The sequence below is a fragment of the Qipengyuania citrea genome (assembly GCF_009828015.1).
Taxonomy (GTDB): Bacteria; Pseudomonadota; Alphaproteobacteria; order Sphingomonadales; family Sphingomonadaceae; genus Qipengyuania; species Qipengyuania citrea.
Map to the genome: position 1 here is coordinate 226,561 of NZ_WTYG01000004.1, position 17,836 is coordinate 244,396.

The window sequence follows — 17,836 nt, forward strand, 5'->3', positions numbered from 1 at the left end:
ATTCCCCGTCCAGTTTCTACCGGGTCGGACCATTCGGCTAGGTGAAGGTCTTCGCGAAGCGCGGCGCCTTTGACAAGTGCAAGCTCGACAAATCCTATCTGAAGCGCGTGCAATCTACGCTTTCGCCCGCTCGATCACGGCGGCCGGGGCCAGCTTCGCGCCGGGCCCCGGCCGTATGGTCACTTGAGCGGCAGGATGCGGCCGATGATGTAATCCGCGGCTTCCTCGGGGGTCATTTCGACCGTGTTGACCCGGATCTCCGGGTCTTCAGGAGGCTCATATGGGCTGTCGATCCCGGTGAAGTTCTTGAGCTTGCCTGCGCGCGCCTTCTTGTAGAGACCCTTCACGTCGCGCGCCTCGGCCACTTCCAGCGGCGTATCGACGTGGATTTCGACGAACTCGCCCGCGTCGATCATGTCGCGGACCAGCTGGCGATCCGCGCGGAACGGACTGATGAAGGCGGTGAGGACGATCAGCCCCGCATCGGTCATCAGCTTGGCGACCTCGCCGATGCGGCGGATGTTCTCGATCCGGTCGCTTTCCGTGAAACCGAGATCCTTGTTGAGGCCGTGGCGGACATTGTCGCCATCGAGCAGGAAGGTGTGGCGGTTCATCAGCGCCAACTTCTTTTCGACTTCGTTGGCGATGGTCGACTTGCCCGAGCCCGACAGACCGGTGAACCACAGCACGCGCGGCGTCTGGTTCTTCATTGCTGCGTGATGATCACGGGTGATGTCGGTCGGTTGCCAATGGACGTTCTGGCTGCGCCGCAGGCTGAAATGCAACATGCCTGCGCCGACCGTGCGATGGGTGATCTTGTCGATCAGGATGAACCCGCCCAGCGCACGGTTGTCGGCATAGGAATCGAACACGATCCGCCGGTCGGTGGTGATCTCGCACACGCCGATCTGATTGAGGTGAAGTGTCTGCGAGGCGAGGTGCGACCCCGAGCCTGACGGATTGTTGACGTCGATCTCGTATTTGGGTTCCGCCACGGTCACGCTGACCATCTGTGCGCCTAGCTTGAGCCAGTAGGCACGCCCGACGACCAGTGGTTCGTCGTCCATCCACACGATGGTCGTCTCGAACTGGTCGGCGACTTCGGGCGGACTGTCGGCTGCGGCCAGAACATCGCCGCGCGAACAATCGATCTCGTCGGCCAGCGTGATGGTGACCGACTGGCCGGCAACCGCTTGGTCCAGGTCGCCATCCATGGTGACGATCGACTTGACCGTGCTGGTCTTCCCCGAGGGCAGCGAACGCAGTTCGTCGCCGGGTTTGACCGTGCCGCTGGCGATCAGGCCGGAGAAGCCGCGAAAATCGAGATTGGGGCGATTGACCCATTGCACCGACATGCGGAACGGCTTGGCCTGACTGGCGGTGCTGCTGACCTCGATGGTCTCGAGGTGGTCGATCAGGACGGGACCATCGTACCAGCGCGTGTTGCCGGATCGGGTGGTGATGTTGTCGCCGGCAAGGCCGGACATGGGAATGGCCGTGAAATCCTCAACTCCGATGCTGTCGGCGAATTTCCGGTAATCGGCCACGATCGCTTCGAACTTTTCCTGATCGTAGTCGATCAGGTCCATCTTGTTGACGGCCAGCACGAGGTTCTTGATGCCGAGCTGGTGACACAGGAAGCTGTGACGCCTGGTCTGGACCAGCACGCCCTTGCGCGCATCGATCAGGATAACCGCGCAATCGGCGGTCGAGGCGCCCGTCACCATGTTGCGCGTATATTGCTCATGTCCCGGGCAGTCGGCGACGATGAACTTGCGTTTCTCGGTCGCGAAAAAGCGATAGGCGACGTCGATCGTGATACCCTGTTCGCGCTCGGCGGCGAGCCCGTCAACGAGCAAGGCGAAGTCGATCTCCTGCCCCTGCGTGCCCACGCGTTTGCTGTCGTTCTCGAGCGCGGCGAGCTGGTCCTCGAAGATCATCTTCGAATCGTAGAGCAGGCGGCCGATCAGCGTCGATTTGCCATCATCCACGCTGCCGCAGGTGATGAAGCGCAGCATCGACTTGTTTTGGTGCTGATCGAGATAGGCCTCGATATCGTCCGCGATCAGCGCGTCGGTTTTGTAGATGGGATCGGTCATCAGAAATAACCCTCCTGCTTTTTCTTCTCCATCGACGCGTCGCCCGCGTCCTTGTCGATCACGCGGCCCTGCCGTTCGCTGGTGGTGGTGAGCAGCATTTCCTGCACCACTTCCTGCAAGGTGGCTGCCTCGCTCTCGACCGCGCCGGTCAGCGGGAAGCAGCCCAGCGTGCGGAAGCGGATCGAGCGTTCGGTGACTTCGGGCCGGTAGCCCATCACCTTCTCGAGCCGTTCGAGGTCGTCGGCCATGAACAGCCCGCCTTCATGCTCGTAGGTCGGGCGTTTGGCGCTGAAATAGAGCGGCACGATCTCGATGTTCTCGGCCATGATGTACTGCCAGATGTCGAGCTCGGTCCAGTTGGACAGCGGGAAGACGCGAATGCTCTCGCCTTTCTTCTTGCGCGCATTGTAGATGTTCCACAGCTCGGGGCGCTGGTTTTTCGGGTCCCAGCCATGCGTCGCGGTGCGGAAGGAGAAGATGCGTTCTTTCGCGCGGCTCTTTTCCTCGTCGCGCCGCGCACCGCCGAAGGCGGCATCGAACCCGTGCTTGTCGAGCGCCTGCTTGAGCCCCTCGGTCTTCCACATGTCGGTATGCAGCGGGCCGTGATCGAAGGGATTGATCCCGCGTTCCTCGGCCTCGGGATTCTGATAGACGATCAGGTCCATCCCGGCGCCCCGCGCCGCCTTCTCGCGCAGCTTGTACATGTCCTGGAACTTCCAGGTCGTGTCGACATGCATCAAGGGGAAGGGCGGTGGCGAGGGATAGAAGGCCTTCTTGGCGAGGTGCAGCATGACGGCGCTGTCCTTGCCGATCGAATAGAGCATCACCGGCCTGTCTGCCTCGGCAGCGACCTCGCGCATGATGTGGATGCTCTCGGCCTCGAGCCGCTGGAGGTGGGTCAGGGTCTGGGGTTCGGTCATGTGGGGCTCCGTAACACTTGCCCCAGAGATAGGAGCGGATCGTCAGGATAGACCTCCCAAATGGGAGGTGATAGAAAAGCTTGCATGCGGATTCCCAATCTCGGCGAGACCGACCTGCTCGTGCCGCTCCATTCGGGCGTTTTCGAGCAACCCATGTGGCAGACATTCCTGCGCCAGTTGCGGCGCGTCTGCGGCGCGCGGGGTGCGGCGATCCGGCTGGCGAGCGCGGGTGAGGGGGGCGATATCGCCTTGGGCGACGGGGCCCCGATTGAGGCTGTTACTGCCGCAATGCGCGAGGCGCGTATCTATTCGGGTGGCGATCTGGACGGTCGCGAGGATGGCCTGCGCGCCGTCCGCGTGAGCGGAGCGGACATCGACCTCACCCTGTGCGTGCTCGCGGACAACGCGCCGGGGGCCGAAGTCGCCAGCCTGCTATCGGCGCTCGTCCCGCATGTGCGCGTGGCGCTCCAGGTCGTCGCTTCGATCGCGCGCGAGCGCAACCGCGCTTCGGTCAGTGCGGAGGCGTTCCGGCGGATGAATTTCGGCTGGATCGCCCTGGACCAGCGTTGCCGCATCGTCGATATGGATGCGCAGGCAGAGCGCTTGCTCGAACGCTCGGGCGTGCTGCGCCGGGGGCCGTATGACCGGTTGGTCCCATCTTCTCCCGTGATCGATCGCCAACTCACCGCGCTGGCGAAAGCGATGGCGCGGGACCGCCGCCACCGACCGCGTGCCATCAACCTGGCACAGGATCCGTGGATCGATATCCTGGTGGCACCGATGCGGATCGATGCGCTCGCTCGCGAAAGCGAGGCGGTGGCAGTGGTCTATCTGCGCGGCGACCGGTCATCGAGCGCCGACCGGCACGAACAATTGGTCGATCTGTTCGATCTGACCCCCGCCGAAGCGCGGCTCGCCTGGTCGTTGGCGCAAGGGCTCTCGATCTCCGAGGCGGCGCAGGCGCACGGTCTGACCGTGGAAACCGCGCGCTATTACTCAAAGAAAATCTACGCCAAGACGGGCGCGCGCGGGCAAGTCGATCTGGTGCGCAACATCCTGACCGGCGTGCTTGCGCTGGCCTAGTCGGTTCGCGCGGTCAGCCCGGGCCAGAACGAGTCGGCTCCCGCATCGACCACCATTGTGCCCAGACGCTTGCTCCAGTAGGCGTCGTTCCCGTATTCGGACCGCCATTGCCACAGCCGCCGCGTCAGCGGATGAAGGCCGTATTCGTGCGTGAAGCCGATCGCGCCATGGACCTGATGAGCGACCGTCGTGCCCACCTCCACCGCGCGGTTGGCGCGCAGTTTCGCTGCGGCAATTTCGAACCCGGCATCCCCGCGCTCAAGCGCCTGTGCCGCACCGACGGCCGCGCAATTCGCGGCAGCCGCCTCGCAGGCGAATCCGGCGAGCGACTGCTGCACGGCCTGGAACTTGCCGAGCGGCCGGCCGAACTGTTGCCGCTCGTTGACATAGCCGACCGACAGCGCGAGCGCCGCATCGAGCGCGCCGGCGATCTGCGCCGTGCGCGCGAACGCCATCAGGGCGAAGTGCGCTTCGGTGCCTTCCCCGGCCGTCTTGGCAACGATCATAGCGGGCAGGTCGATGGCCAAGGCGTGGTAGCCGGCGAGGCGGAAGACGGTCAGCGCGTCCATCCAGTCACCGCCGAAACCGCCATCGGCTTCGGGCATCAGCAGCGCGGGCAGGCCCAATTGTTCGAGCCTGGCCCCGTCACGGTCCATCGTGGCATCCGCGCCCAGTTCGGCAAATAGCGGATCGGCCATTTCGGCCAGCATGCGCCTGGTGTCGCTCATCGTAGTCCCAGCCCCCGGGCGATGATGCCCTTGACGATTTCGCGTGTTCCCCCGCGCAGCGAGAAGCTCGGGCTGACCTGCAGCAGGTAGAAGCAGACTGCCTGCACGACCTGTGCATCGATGCGTTCCCAATCGACCGCGGCCTGCACCAGCTGCGGGATCGCCTGTTCGTAGGAATTGCCGAGGTCCTTGACCATGGTCGCCTCCAGCGCCGGGTCTTCGCCGCGCGCCAGCTTGGCAGCGACCGATGCGCTCATCAGCCGCAGGGTCCAGGCTTCCGCGGCCAGCCTGCCGACCAGTTCGGCCAGCGCGGGATCCTGCGCAGTTTCCGCATGGCGCACGAGTTCGAGGAACAGCACCATCGACGACAGATAGCGTTCGGGTCCCGACCGTTCGAGCGAGAGCTCGGCAGTCGCTTGCTTCCAGCCGGCACCCTCTTCGCCCAGCAACGCATGCGCTGGCAGGCGGACGGCGTCGAAGAACACCTCGTTGAACTCATGCGCGCCGGTGAGGTCGGTGATCGGTTTCACCGTCACACCGGGCGTATCCATCGGGATGACGAATTGCGACAGGCCCTGCTGGCGTTCGCTGCCCGCTTCGCTGCGTACCAGGGCGATCATGAAATGGCTGACATGCGCGCCGCTGGTCCAGACCTTCTGCCCGTCGATCACCCAATCCGAGCCATCGCGCCGTGCCGTGGTGCGGACCGAGGCGAGGTCCGAACCCGACCCCGGTTCGCTCAAACCGATGCAGGCGAAGGCTTCGCCGCGCGCGATCTCTGGCACCCAGCGGCGCTTCAGTTCCTCGTTTCCAAGCCGCAACAGCAATGGCCCGCTTTGCCGGTCGGCAATCCAGTGTGCGCCGACCGGCGCGCCCGCAGCAAGCAATTCCTCGATCACGACATAGCGTTCGAGCTGGCTGCGTTCATGCCCGCCGTATTCCTTGGGCCAGGTCATGCCGAGCAGCCCGGCCTCGCCCAGCTTTTTGCTGAACTGCGGGTTTGCCTTGGTCCAGCAATTCGCACGGCGGACCGGGTCGCGCTCGCCATGCGCGGCCACCAGCGCGCGCACCTGTTCGCGCAGGTCCGGCGCGGTCCCGGGCCAATCGACGGCTTCGGTAACGAAGGTCTGCATTGCTCTCCTCTTCGGCGCCTCTCTCTCCAATTTGGCGCCGCACCGCAAGACCCGTTGCATCGAGCAACGAATTTCGACAGTGTGATGCCAAGGGACGAATCCCAGATTTGCGCGAGGAGAGAGACATGACCGACTACAAGAACCTGATCGACGGCAAGATGGTCGATAACGGCCAATGGCTGGAGGTGCTCAACCCCGCCACCGAGCAGGTCGTCGGCCGTGTGCCGTCCTGCGGCAAGGAAGAACTCGACAGCGCCGTTGCAGCTGCACGCCGCGCCTTCACCCAGTGGAAGAAGACCACCGCCGAAGAACGGCAGCAGGTCGTCCAGGGGATCGCCGCTGCGATCAAGGAGAATGCCGACGAGCTCTACCGCTTGCTGACCAGCGAGCAGGGCAAGCCGCATGCGCAGGCACAGCAGGAAATCTACGGCGCGGCGGGCCTCGCCGCCGCCCAGTCGACGCTCACGCTTGACGATGTGATCAACCAGGACGACGATACCCGCCTGTCGCGCACGCGGCGCGTGCCGGTGGGCGTGGTCGGCGGCATCGTGCCGTGGAACTTCCCGATCATGATGGCGATCCAGAAGATCGTCCCGGCGCTGGTCGCGGGCTGCACCATCGTGCTCAAACCGTCGCCCTTCACGCCGCTCACCACGCTGCGGGTGGCCGAACTGATCAAGGATGTCGTGCCCGCGGGTACGGTGAACATCATCACCGGCGAAGACACGCTCGGTCCGCTGATCACCGAGCATCCCGATATCGACAAGATTACCTTCACCGGTTCGACCGCTACGGGCAAGAAGATCATGGAAGGCGCCTCGGGCGACCTCAAGCGCATCACGCTGGAACTGGGCGGCAACGACGCCTCGATCGTGCTGCCCGATGCGGATGTCGAAAAGGTCGCCGAACAGCTGTTCTGGTCGAGCTTCTCCAACGCTGGCCAGGTCTGCATCGCGGCCAAGCGGATCTACATCCACGAGGATATCTACGACGACCTGTCGAAGGCGATCGCGGACTACGCCAAGACCGTGGTCGTCGGTGACGGTTCGCAGCAGGGCACGGGCGTCGGGCCGATCCAGAACAAGAAACAGTACGAGCGCGTGCTCGACCTGATCCAGGACGCCAAGGACAATGGCTACAAGTTCCTCACCGGCGGCGACAAGGATCCTTCCGGCACCGGCTACTATGTGCCGATCACCATCCTCGACAATCCGCCCGAGGATGCGCGCATCGTGGCCGAGGAACAGTTCGGCCCGGTCATGCCGCTGATGAAGTTCGCCAGCGTCGACGAAGTGATCGAGCGCGCGAACAATTCGGAATACGGTCTGGCCGGTGCGGTCTGGACCAAGGATACCGACAAGGGCGTCGAAATCGCCGAACAGCTCGAAACCGGGACCGTCTGGATCAACGAGTTCATGCAGCTGTCGCCCTTCGCGCCCTTCGGCGGGCACAAGCAGTCGGGCTTCGGCGCCGAATACGGCATCGATGGGCTGAAGGAGTTTACCTATCCGCAGGTGATCACGGTCAAGCGCGACGCCGCCGTCTGATCGATATGCTTACTCCGGGCGGGGCGGGCCGAATCCGCCGCCGCCCGGGGTCAGCACCACGAAGGTATCGCCCGGCTGCATCTCGGCACTGGCGGTAGCGCCCAGATCCTCGCGCGACCCGTCCGCGCGCTCGACCCAGTTGCGGCCCGGCGCGGCATCACCCCCGCCGGCAATGCCGCGCGGCGCGATCGCCCGCCGGTTGGCGAGCATGTTGGCGTGCATCGGTTCGAGGAAGGTGATCCGCCGCTCCACCCCGTCGCCGCCGCGAAATTCGCCATCACCCCCCGACCCCGCGCGGATCGCGAAAGCATCGACCCGCACGGGTAGGCGGGTCTCGAGGATTTCGGGATCGGTCAGGCGCGAATTGGTCATATGCGTCTGCACCGCGCTGGTGCCATCGTGGTCCGGCCCCGCGCCCGAACCGCCGCAGATCGTCTCGTAATACTGGTCGGTTCCGTCGCCGAAAGTGAAGTTGTTCATCGTCCCCTGGCTGGGCGCCAGGCGGCCGGTTGCCGCAAACAGCGTATCGGTCACGACCTGGCTGGTCTCGACATTGCCCGCCACCACCGCGGCGCCGGGGCGGGGGTTGAGCATCGATCCTTCTGGGATCACCAGTTTGACCGGCCGCAGGCACCCGTCGTTCATCGGGATGGCATCGTCGACCAGCGTGCGAACGACATAGAGAGCGGCTGCCCGGGTGATCGATTTGGGAGCGTTGAAATTATCGGGCAGCTGGTCGCTGGTGCCGGTGAAGTCGAACACGGCCGAGCGGCTGGCATGATCGATCCGGATCGCGACCTTGACCACCGCACCATTGTCCATCGGGTAGGCAAACTCGCCATCGCCCAGTCGGGACAGCAGACCGCGCACGCTTTCCTCTGCATTGGCGAGCACGTGATCCATATAGGCGGAGACGACCTCTGCGCTCTCGTCGCGCGCTGCCGCCTGGAGCAGTTCCATCCCCCGGGTGCACGCTGCCAACTGCGCGCGCAGATCGGAAATGTTGCGATCGGGATTGCGCGCCGGATAGCGGGCTGATGCCACCAGCTCGCGCACGTCGCTTTCACAGAAGCGGCCTTCATCGACCAGCAACATATTGTCGATCAACACGCCTTCCTGTTCGATCGTCCGGCTCTCGGGGGGCATCGATCCGGGCGCGATCCCGCCGACGTCCGAATGATGTCCACGCGCGGCCACGAACGCATCGGGTTCGCGGCTGTCCTCGCCATAGAATACCGGGACGATCACGGTGATATCGGGCAAATGGGTGCCGCCGCGATAGGGATCGTTGAGCATGTAGGCATCGCCGCGCCTGAACCCGCGACCGTCACGGGCTTCGCCGCGGGCCTCGATCACGCGCGCAATGCTGTCGCCCATGCTGCCCAGATGCACCGGGATATGCGGGGCATTGGCGATCAGTTCGCCGGCCGCATCGAACAGCGCGCAGGAAAAATCGAGGCGCTCCTTGATGTTGACCGAGGTGGCGGTGGATTGCAGCACGACGCCCATTTCCTCGGCAATGGCCATGAACAGATTGTTGTAGATCTCCAGCCGGACGGGATCGGCGAGGGTCCCCGCCGCACTGCTGCGCGCCAAAGGTTCGTTGCGCTTCAGGATCAGGCTACCCTCGACCGCCCGCTCCGCCTGCCAGCCGGGTTCGACCACCGTGGTCGAGGCCGGATCGATGACCAGTACGGGCCCCGCGACCGGTTCGCCGCAAACCATTGCGGCGCGGTCGATGGTCTCCCAACCGCCCGTGGCAGCCGTGCCCGATGATACCGGTTCGGCAACCGCTTCGCCAAGCCCGCCCGAAGTGCCGCTGGCTTCGACGCTGAGCGCTTCGACGATGATCGGGGCGGAGGCGTCCGAATAGCCGAAACGCTGGCGGTGGAGCGTGCGGAAAGCGGCGTCCATATCCGCGCGATCTTCGCAGTCGAGCGTGAGCACGCTGTCGCTGCCGGCAAACCGCAGCCGGGCGCGGCGTTCGAGAACGATCTGGTCAGGCGCGATGCCCTGTTCGGCAAGGGCGGCGCGGCTATCCGCCTCGAGCGCGCCGAGTTCGGCGGTGAAGTCTTCGGTCAGCGGACGCACGAGGCTGACCTCGCGGATCGCCTTTACCGGCGCAAGTCCGATGCCATAGGCGGACAGGATCCCCGCCAGCGGATGGACCAGCACTGTGCCCATGCCCAGTGCATCGGCCACACGGCAGGCATGCTGTCCGCCCGCTCCGCCAAAACAGGCGAGCGCATAAGTGGTGACGTCATGCCCGCGCGCGACGCTGATCTTGCGGATTGCATTCGCCATGTTGTCGACCGCGATGGCCAGGAAGCCTTCGGCAATGTCCTCGAGCGAACGGCTTTCGGGCAGGCCAGCGGCGATGTCTTCCAGCCGCGCGCGCGCCGCGGCTGGATCGAGCGGCTGGTCGCCATCTGGGCCGAAGACGCTCGGGAAAAACGCTGGATCGATCCGGCCGAGAAAGAGGTTGCAGTCGGTCACCGTCAACGGGCCGTCCTTGCGATAGCAAGCCGGGCCCGGATCTGCGCCTGCGCTTTCCGGGCCGACGCGGAAGCGCCCACCATCATACCGGCAGATCGAGCCGCCGCCTGCGGCCACCGTGTGGATCTGCATCATCGGTGCGGCGATCCGCACTCCGGCTACTACGCTGTCGGCAGTAAGCTCGTATTCGCCCGCGTAGTGGGTGACATCGGTGCTGGTCCCGCCCATGTCGAACCCGATGAGCTTGCGATGGCCCAGCGGCTCGCTCGCCGCGACCATCCCGACCACACCGCCGGCCGGGCCTGAGAGGATAGCGTCCTTCCCGCGGAAGGCGCCCACTTCGGCCAGCCCGCCGTTAGACTGCATGAAGCGCAGGCTGTCGGTCTGCGGCAGGCCTGCCTGCAAGGCATCGGTATAGCGCCTCAGAACAGGCGAGAGATAGGCATCGACCACCGTGGTGTCGCCGCGCGGAACCAAGCGGATCAGCGGGGCGACCTCGTGGCTGACGCTGACCTGGGAGAAGCCTTCCTCGCGCGCGATCTCGGCGAGGCGTTCCTCATGTGCTCGGTAGTGCCAGCCGTGCATCAGGACGATGGCCAGCGCATCGAACCCGTCGGCCTTCAGCGCAGCGAAATGAGCGCGTGCCGCTGCTTTATCGAGCGGGGTCAAAACCGTGCCGTCGGCACCGACCCGCTCGTCGATCTCTATGACACGTGCGGGCAATTGTTCGGGCAGCAGGATATGCCGTGCGAATATCTCGGGGCGCGCCTGGTTGCCGATCCGCAGCGCATCGCCGAAGCCTCTCGTAATCGCTAGGGCCAACCGCTCGCCCTTACGTTCGAGCAGCGCATTGGTGGCTACGGTCGTACCGATCCGCAGTTCGGCGATCGGGCCCTCCCCGTGACGGTCCATCAGCCGCCGCACGGCTTCGCTCGCGGCATCGTCGTAATGGCCGGGGCTCTCCGACAGCAGCTTGTCGGTGACCAGCCGTCCTACGGGAGTCACGGCGACGACATCGGTAAAGGTCCCGCCGCGATCGACTGCGAAGCGCCATGCGCCCGGATTTGCCTTGGCATTCATGGCCCAGGGCTTTGCACGCACCGACGAGGCATTTCAAACGCCGCGACCCGCGACGCTGCCGGGACCATCGGATCCCGCATCTGCGTAATCCCCCGAACCGGGAATTAACTATTTAACATTAGCTATATTCGCGAGGCGAGCGGGGGTTCGCCGGAAAAAGACGGGGAGCTAGAATGTCGCAGCAGGCACTTTTGCCGAGATCGGCCGAACCGAACCGGTTCAATGACGACGATTGGGCACGCGGTCATGTGGCCGCGGGCTTCGAGCCGGTAGCACATGCTTTTGCAGCGACCATCCGGTCGGGCGCGGCACTGGGCGCTGCCTGCACCATCATCCACCGCGGCGAAACGGTGGTCGACTTGCAGGGCGGGTGGCAGGATCGATCGCGCCAAATGGCCTGGCAGGGTGACGATATCGCGCTGGTCTATTCGCTCACCAAGGGGGTGACCGGAATGGCTGCGGCAGTCGCCGTCTCGCGCGGCCTGTTCGCCTATGAAGAGCCGGTCGCCGATATCTGGCCCGAATTCGCCGCGCAGGGCAAGGGCGCGGTGACAGTCGGCGAAGCGCTGTCAGAACAGGCGGGGCTCGCGGCTATCGATTTCAAGCTCACGCTCGATACCATGGGTGACGAGGACGCCATCTGCGCTGCCATCGCGCGGCAGAAGCCCAATTGGACACCCGGAGACTATGCGGGCAACCATGCCTATACGCTGGGCTGGATCGCCAGCGAGCTGATCCGCCGCCGCGATCCGCAGCGCCGCAGCCTGGGCCGGTTCTTCGCCGAGGAAATCGCCGCCCCGCTGGGGATCGACGTCTTCATCGGGCTGGACGAAAGCTTCGATCGCAGCCGCATCGCCCGGATCGCTGGCTTCGGCGTGCCCGACCTGTTCCTGCACCACACCACCATGCCCTGGCCGCTGACGATCAGGATGTGCCTTCCCGGCACGCTGGCGTTCCGAACGCTCAACAACCCCTTGCTGCTGCAGGGGCCGGGGGCGCTCGATTGCGAGGCTTTCTGGCGGGCCGGGCAGGGGGCCGCCGGGGGGATGGCCTCTGCACGCGGGCTGGCCGCACTCTACCAGGTCTTTGCCGAGGGCGGGGAGCGCCTCGGGATCACCCGCGCGGTGATGAACAAGGTTTCCTCGGGCCATCGCTATCCGCGCAAGGGCCTCAAGGACCGGATCCTCGCGCTCGACATGTATTATTCGCACGGCTTCGAGAAACCATTCGCGGATTGGGAATACGCCCGCAGCCGGAACGCCTTCGGCAGCTTCGCAGTGGGCGGTTCGCTGGCCTACGCCGATCCCGAGGACGAAGTCGCCTACGCCTGGATAACCAACCAGCTCGGCACCGGAAAATGGGACGACCCGCGCGAGAAAATCGTCCGCGACGCCTTTTATGCCTGCCTGGAGAACCGCTCATGACTATTGCCCAGATCGTTCTGTCGGACCTCCATCTGGGGGCCCGCGACAGCCTGCTTACCCATGTGCTCGGCGGCGGGGAAATCGCCCGCGAACCGTCCCCCGTGCTGGCGGCCTTCGCTGCGGGTCTGCGTGCGACGCTGGGGGATCGGGAAAAGCCCCAGCTCGTGCTGTTGGGCGATGCGCTTGACTTGGGACTGTCGCCCTTCGGCGATGTGTCGAAGGCGTTCCTCCAGCTGATCGATGCGTTTTACCCGGAAAACGGGCAGGAAATCTACCGCCGGGACATCGTCTATATCGCGGGCAATCACGATCATCACTTGTGGCGCATGGCGCAGGACCACCGCTTCGTGAAGCAGCTGCAGGACGGGCAGATCCCGGGCGATCTCGAACACATCACCCCGATCATCGGACAGCCGACGCACAGCTGTCGGCTGATGGAATCGCTGATCGCGCAGCGTCCGCACCTGGCCGGCGCTTCGGTGCGGATCGCCTATCCCAACTGGGGCCTGGCCGATGCCGATCGCAAGCGGGCGGTGGTCATGCATCACGGACATTATCTCGACGGCATGTATCGCGCGCTGTCGAACATGCGCGGCTTTCTCGAACAGACGCCCGCACGCCCGGCAACGATGCACCAGCTCGAGGCGGAGAACGGTTCGTGGATCGATTTCCTGTGGTCGGATCTGGGCAGCGCAGGCGAAGTCGGCGGGCAGACCGGTTCGCTCTACCAGACCATGCTAAGCGCCGGCGCCAGCCACGATTTCGCCGAAAGCATCGCGCGGCGGCTGACCGGCGGGTTGAACGCGAAGCTGGGCATCAATCCGCAAATGCAGCTGAAATACGGAATCACGCTCGACAATCTCATCCGCGCCGGGGTCGATCTGACCGCGGGACGCGCCGCCGAACGCCAGCGCGAAGGCTATGGCCACGTACTTGGCGAAGCCGAGATCGGCGACATTGGCTGGTATCTCGGGCAACCCATGGCTGCCCAGCTGCGCGAGGAACTTGGCGAGCTGCCCCGCGAATTGCAGTTCGTGTTCGGACACACGCACAAGCCGTTCCAGGACGAATTGATGGTCGATGGCTACGCCACCCCGGTCGGTGTCTTCAACACCGGCGGCTGGGTACTCGACGAACCGACGCTGATGCCGGTGCAGGGCTGTGCCGCCATGCTGATTTCCGACGAGCTCGAGGTCGCCTCGCTGCGGCTCTTCAACGACCCGACCGACGGCACGATGGCGCCGGTTCGCGTCGAAGGCAGCGGGCGCGTGTCGCGGCTTGTCGATGACGCGAGTGAAGCGGTGGCGGACGCAGCCGACGAATGGGCCGCATTCTCCAGCGAAGTACACGGGCGCATCGTCGCGGAAGCCGACCGGCGGGTCCGCGACATGCTCGACCAATCGAACCACGCCGTGCGGGAGGCAGCAGAATGACTACCCAGAAACGCATCGCAAAGCCTCTCGACCAGGCGCTATCGCATTATACAGTTCTCGTCGTCGGCTCCGGCTACGGTGCGGGTGTTGCGGCTTCGCGGCTGGCCCGTGCCGGCCAGCAGGTCGCAGTGCTCGAGCGCGGCCGCGAACGCCTGCCGGGTGAATATCCGAACAAGCTCGCCGATGCGCAGGGTGCGATGCAGATCAACGCGAAGGGCGGGCGGATGGGTGAACCCGACGCCCTGTTCGAACTGCATGTAAACGACGATCAATATGCTCTGGTCGGCTGCGGGCTGGGCGGCACATCGCTCATCAACGCCAATGTCGCGCTCGAGCTCGACAAGCGGCTGCTCGACCAGGCGCATTGGCCCGCAGCCTTTCGTGACAACCGCAGCGAGATCGACGGTTTTTTCGAACGGGCGCGCGAAATGCTGGCGCCCAACCCCTATCCCGACAGCCATCCCGTACTGGGCAAGCTCGAAGCGCTCGAACATTCGGCCAAGGCGATGGGGCAGCGTTTCTACAAGACCCCGATCAACGTCACTTTCGAGAACAAGATCAACAAGTTCGGCGTTCCGCAGCCGGCCTGCACGAATTGCGGCGACTGCGTTTCTGGTTGCAATGTCGGGGCGAAGAACACGACGCTGATGAACTACCTGCCCGATGCCGCGAACCACGGGGCGGACATCTTCACGCAGGTCAAGGTCCTGTGGATCGAACGCGACGGACCGCGCTGGCGCGTCCATATCGAGCCCAATGGCGAAGGGGCTGCTCAGGGCCCGGGCAGCATCACGGCCGACCATGTCATCCTTGGCGCGGGCGCGCTGGGGTCGACGGAGATCCTGCTCCGCTCGCGCGAGAAGGGACTGCCGCTGTCCGACCGGCTGGGGGCGAATTTCTCGGGCAATGGCGATGCGCTGGGCTTCGCCTATGACAGTTACCTGAAGGCTGAAAAGCAGGGCGATACGCTGACTGCGCAGCCCCTCTATGCGATTGGCGTTGGCGCTTCGGATATCGCGAAGGATGCCTATCCGGGGCCCTGCATTACCGGCGTGATCGACATGCGCGCGACCGAGGATGTCACCGACGGGCTGGTTATCCAGGAAGGTGTCGCCCCGGGGATCATCGCCACCGCGCTCGCGCCTGCCTTCTTCTTCGGAGAGGCACTGGCCGATGGGTTCACGCGGTTCGGCATGGACCAGATCAAGCCGCGCCTGCTCGATGCCAAGGCAATGGGCGAGGCGGTCCAGACCGATCCGGGAAGCATCGCGCAATGGGCATACAAGGGGCCCATGGCGCGTACGCAGACCTATCTGGTGATGAGCGTCGACGATTCGGGTGGGCAGCTCGCACTCGAAGACGACCGGCTTGCGATCCATTGGGCGCAGGCCGGCGAACAGCGCAGTTTCCGGCGCGACGACGACCGTATGGCCGAAGCCGCGCGCGCAATCGATGCGCAATATTTCTCCGATCCCCTGTGGAGCGATCCGTTCGGCAAGAAGCTGATCACCGTCCATCCAATCGGTGGCTGCGGGATGGGTGACGATGCCGCGCATGGCGTGGTCGACGATACCTGCCGCGTGTTCGCCGGGACGAGCGGAGCCGAGGTACACGAAGGACTCTACGTTTGCGACGGGGCGGCGCTGCCCGGGGCGGTGGGCGTCAATCCGTTGCTGACGATCACCGCAGTGGCCGAACGTGCGATCGAAAAACTGGCCCGGCGACAGGGCTGGCAGATCGATTACACGCTGGGCCAGGAAGCGCCCTTGCCGGCGCCAGTGGAGCAAGCCGCAGAAAAGCCGCAAGCCGACCCAGCACCCGAACCCGCGGCGGCTACGACCGGCCATGGCATGCGGCTCGACATCGCCAAGTGGGTGCCCGGCCATGCAATCGAGGCTGTGGCGCAAGCCGTCGAGAAAGCCGCACGGCATTTCAGGACCGGGGCGATCGATGAAGGCAAGGCAGCGATCCGCCAGCTGGTGATCGACCATCCCCGTGCGATGAGCCCGGGGCTGTCGTTCACCGAAACCATGGCAGGCCACATCAGCGCCACCGGATGCCATCACCGTCCGTGCGGCCATGTCGAACGGATCCGCGACGATTATGCCAATGGCGAAGCCTGGGGACGCAGCGAGGGCAGCGCGTGCGATTTCCGCCTGACGGTGACCACAGACAACCTCCATCGCATGCTCGAGGAGAAGGACCATCGCTCGCGGATCACCGGCGCGGTGACGGTCAGCGCGCTATCGCCCGATCCGCTGCCCGTTCGCGAAGGAACCTTCCGGCTGCTGGTCGCCGATCCCGAACGGGCGGAAAGCTGGACGATGCTTTACGACATGGTCCTCGAAGGACCTGAAGGCCCCGTTCATTTCCATGGCTTCAAGACGCTTGCGCAGCGCGGCAAGTCCGACCCGTGGACCGATCTGACCACTTTGTTCGTGACGCTGCGCACAGGCGAGGATGCGACCGGCGAACTGATCGGGCGCGGCGTGCTGAAGCTGGGCATCGATGAATTCATGCGCCAGCTGACGACGATCGAAGTGCACGACAGCAATAGCCTGATCGGTCACGTGGTGAACCTGATCCCGCAGGCGCGCAAAGCGATCGAAACCTATTTCGTCGCCAAATATGCGGGCTTCTTCGCGATGACTACGTTCCGCGCCTATGGCGGGATGCTGGCAACGCTCAACGATTTCCCCGCTAAGGACGCGGCCGGCCTGGTCGCGCGCGCCTTGCGGCTACCCCCTCCCGAACGCCATGTCGTCCCGACTGCCGATGGCATCAACATCGGCCTGACCCGCTATCGCGGCGGCCCGCGCGGGCCGCTGGTACTGGCGCCGGGACTGTCGGTGCGCGCCTCCAGCTTCGCGACACCTACGGTCGAGGAAAACCTCACCGAAAGCCTCGTCGCCCAGGGCTATGATGTGTGGCTGTTCGATTACCGCGCGAGCGCGGATTCGGGCAATGATACCGAGGACCCGCCCGAGTTCACGATCGACGACATTGCGCGGCATGACTGGCCTGCGGCGATCCACAAGATCCGCGCTGTCACGGGCGCCGACAGCGTCCAGGCGATCGCGCATTGCGTCGGTTCGATGAGCCTCCTGATGGGTATCGGCGCGGGCTGGGTGTCGGGCGTGCGGTCGATGATCGCCTCGCAGCTGACGCTGCATCCGGTAACCGACTGGCTCAACTACATGAAGGCCGATCTCGGCCTCGTCGGCGCGCTGGAACAGGTGTCGATGCTCGATGGCCATCTCGATTTCGTCGGGCGGGGCACCGAAGAGGACAATGAAATCGATGCTATCGCCTACCAGATCCCGGTGCCCGAAGGGCAGGCCTGCAAGAACCCGGTATGCCGCAGGGTATTCGGGGTGTTCGGTCCGAGCTGGGATCATGCGCAACTGGGCCACGATACGCATCTGGCGCTGGGCAGCATGTTCAGCCGTGTTGCGCTCAAGCCGTTCGAACACCTGCAGGACATCATGCGGCAGGGGCTGGCCGTCGATGCGGCGGGAGATGCGATCTACACAACGGAGGATACGGCGCGGCGGCTGGCGTTGCCAATCAGCTTCCTGTCGGGCGCGACCAACAAGCTGTTCTATCCCGAAAGCGGGCAGCGCACTCGGGTCTGGCTGCAGGATCGCAACGACCGCGAGCTGTACCAGCAGCGCATCGTGCCCGATTACGGCCATATGGACTTGTTCATAGGGCATAGCGCGCATCGCGATGTCACGCCGGTGATCCTCGAACAGCTCGAATGGCTGGACGGCCGGGCGCGGCATGCGGCGGACCGCCACCAGGCGTAATCGCTCGCTTTTGCAGTGCAGCGGATAACGCCCGCTGGCGCGCGCCGAGGGCTGGTATTGGAGCACTTGGCTGCGCTACGCAAT

The 17,836-nt window shown here is 64.8% G+C and carries 10 protein-coding genes; 5 read left to right on the forward strand and 5 right to left on the reverse strand.

The window, feature by feature from the left end; translation table 11 throughout:
- Positions 1 to 179 precede the first annotated feature (179 nt).
- Both cysN and cysD read right to left on the reverse strand, forming a co-directional pair.
- Entirely contained in the window at positions 180 to 2,099 is a 1,920-nt protein-coding gene (cysN, locus tag GRI55_RS13120) for a sulfate adenylyltransferase subunit CysN (protein ID WP_160767467.1), read from the reverse strand.
- A complete protein-coding gene (gene cysD / locus GRI55_RS13125) occupies positions 2,099 to 3,049 on the reverse strand; it encodes a sulfate adenylyltransferase subunit CysD (protein ID WP_307020241.1) in 951 nt (316 codons plus the stop codon). The genes cysN and cysD overlap by 1 nt, the downstream gene beginning before the upstream one ends.
- 54 nt (positions 3,050 to 3,103) lie before the next feature.
- Here cysD and GRI55_RS13130 point away from each other — a divergent pair, with 54 nt between their 5' ends.
- Complete coding sequence (locus tag GRI55_RS13130) at positions 3,104 to 4,102, forward strand: helix-turn-helix transcriptional regulator (protein WP_160767469.1); 999 nt, start codon at positions 3,104 to 3,106, stop codon at positions 4,100 to 4,102.
- Here GRI55_RS13130 and GRI55_RS13135 read toward each other — a convergent pair.
- Both GRI55_RS13135 and GRI55_RS13140 read right to left on the reverse strand, forming a co-directional pair.
- Positions 4,099 to 4,830, reverse strand: a complete 732-nt coding sequence (locus tag GRI55_RS13135; protein ID WP_160767470.1) for an acyl-CoA dehydrogenase family protein — start codon at positions 4,828 to 4,830, stop codon at positions 4,099 to 4,101. The two genes, GRI55_RS13130 and GRI55_RS13135, sit on opposite strands and share 4 nt — an antisense overlap.
- The gene (locus GRI55_RS13140) at positions 4,827 to 5,963 is read right to left on the reverse strand and encodes an acyl-CoA dehydrogenase family protein (RefSeq protein ID WP_050599675.1); all 1,137 of its coding nucleotides are present in this window, start codon (positions 5,961 to 5,963) and stop codon (positions 4,827 to 4,829) included. Before GRI55_RS13140 ends, GRI55_RS13135 begins: the two co-directional genes overlap by 4 nt.
- A 125-nt stretch (positions 5,964 to 6,088) precedes the next feature.
- Here GRI55_RS13140 and GRI55_RS13145 point away from each other — a divergent pair, with 125 nt between their 5' ends.
- Positions 6,089 to 7,510, forward strand: coding sequence for an aldehyde dehydrogenase family protein (locus tag GRI55_RS13145; protein ID WP_160767471.1), 1,422 nt, complete (start codon positions 6,089 to 6,091; stop codon positions 7,508 to 7,510).
- Positions 7,511 to 7,519: 9 nt separating this feature from the next.
- On the opposite strand, the gene GRI55_RS13150 is transcribed toward GRI55_RS13145, so the two are convergent.
- Positions 7,520 to 11,086 carry a hydantoinase B/oxoprolinase family protein gene (locus GRI55_RS13150; RefSeq protein ID WP_160767472.1) on the reverse strand — a complete coding sequence of 1,189 codons (3,567 nt, stop codon included), beginning with the start codon at positions 11,084 to 11,086 and terminating at the stop codon, positions 7,520 to 7,522.
- 173 nt (positions 11,087 to 11,259) lie between these two features.
- Here GRI55_RS13150 and GRI55_RS13155 point away from each other — a divergent pair, with 173 nt between their 5' ends.
- Genes GRI55_RS13155 through GRI55_RS13165 form a run of 3 tightly spaced genes read left to right on the forward strand, consistent with a single transcriptional unit; the run spans position 11,260 to position 17,752 of the window.
- The gene (locus GRI55_RS13155; RefSeq protein WP_160767473.1) at positions 11,260 to 12,510 is read left to right on the forward strand and encodes a serine hydrolase domain-containing protein; all 1,251 of its coding nucleotides are present in this window, start codon (positions 11,260 to 11,262) and stop codon (positions 12,508 to 12,510) included.
- On the forward strand, positions 12,507 to 13,943 hold the full coding sequence (locus GRI55_RS13160) for a metallophosphoesterase (protein WP_160767474.1): 1,437 nt from the start codon (positions 12,507 to 12,509) through the stop codon (positions 13,941 to 13,943). The genes GRI55_RS13155 and GRI55_RS13160 overlap by 4 nt, the downstream gene beginning before the upstream one ends.
- Positions 13,940 to 17,752, forward strand: a complete 3,813-nt coding sequence (locus GRI55_RS13165; RefSeq protein ID WP_160767475.1) for a GMC oxidoreductase — start codon at positions 13,940 to 13,942, stop codon at positions 17,750 to 17,752. The genes GRI55_RS13160 and GRI55_RS13165 overlap by 4 nt, the downstream gene beginning before the upstream one ends.
- The last annotated feature ends 84 nt before the right edge of the window (positions 17,753 to 17,836 follow it).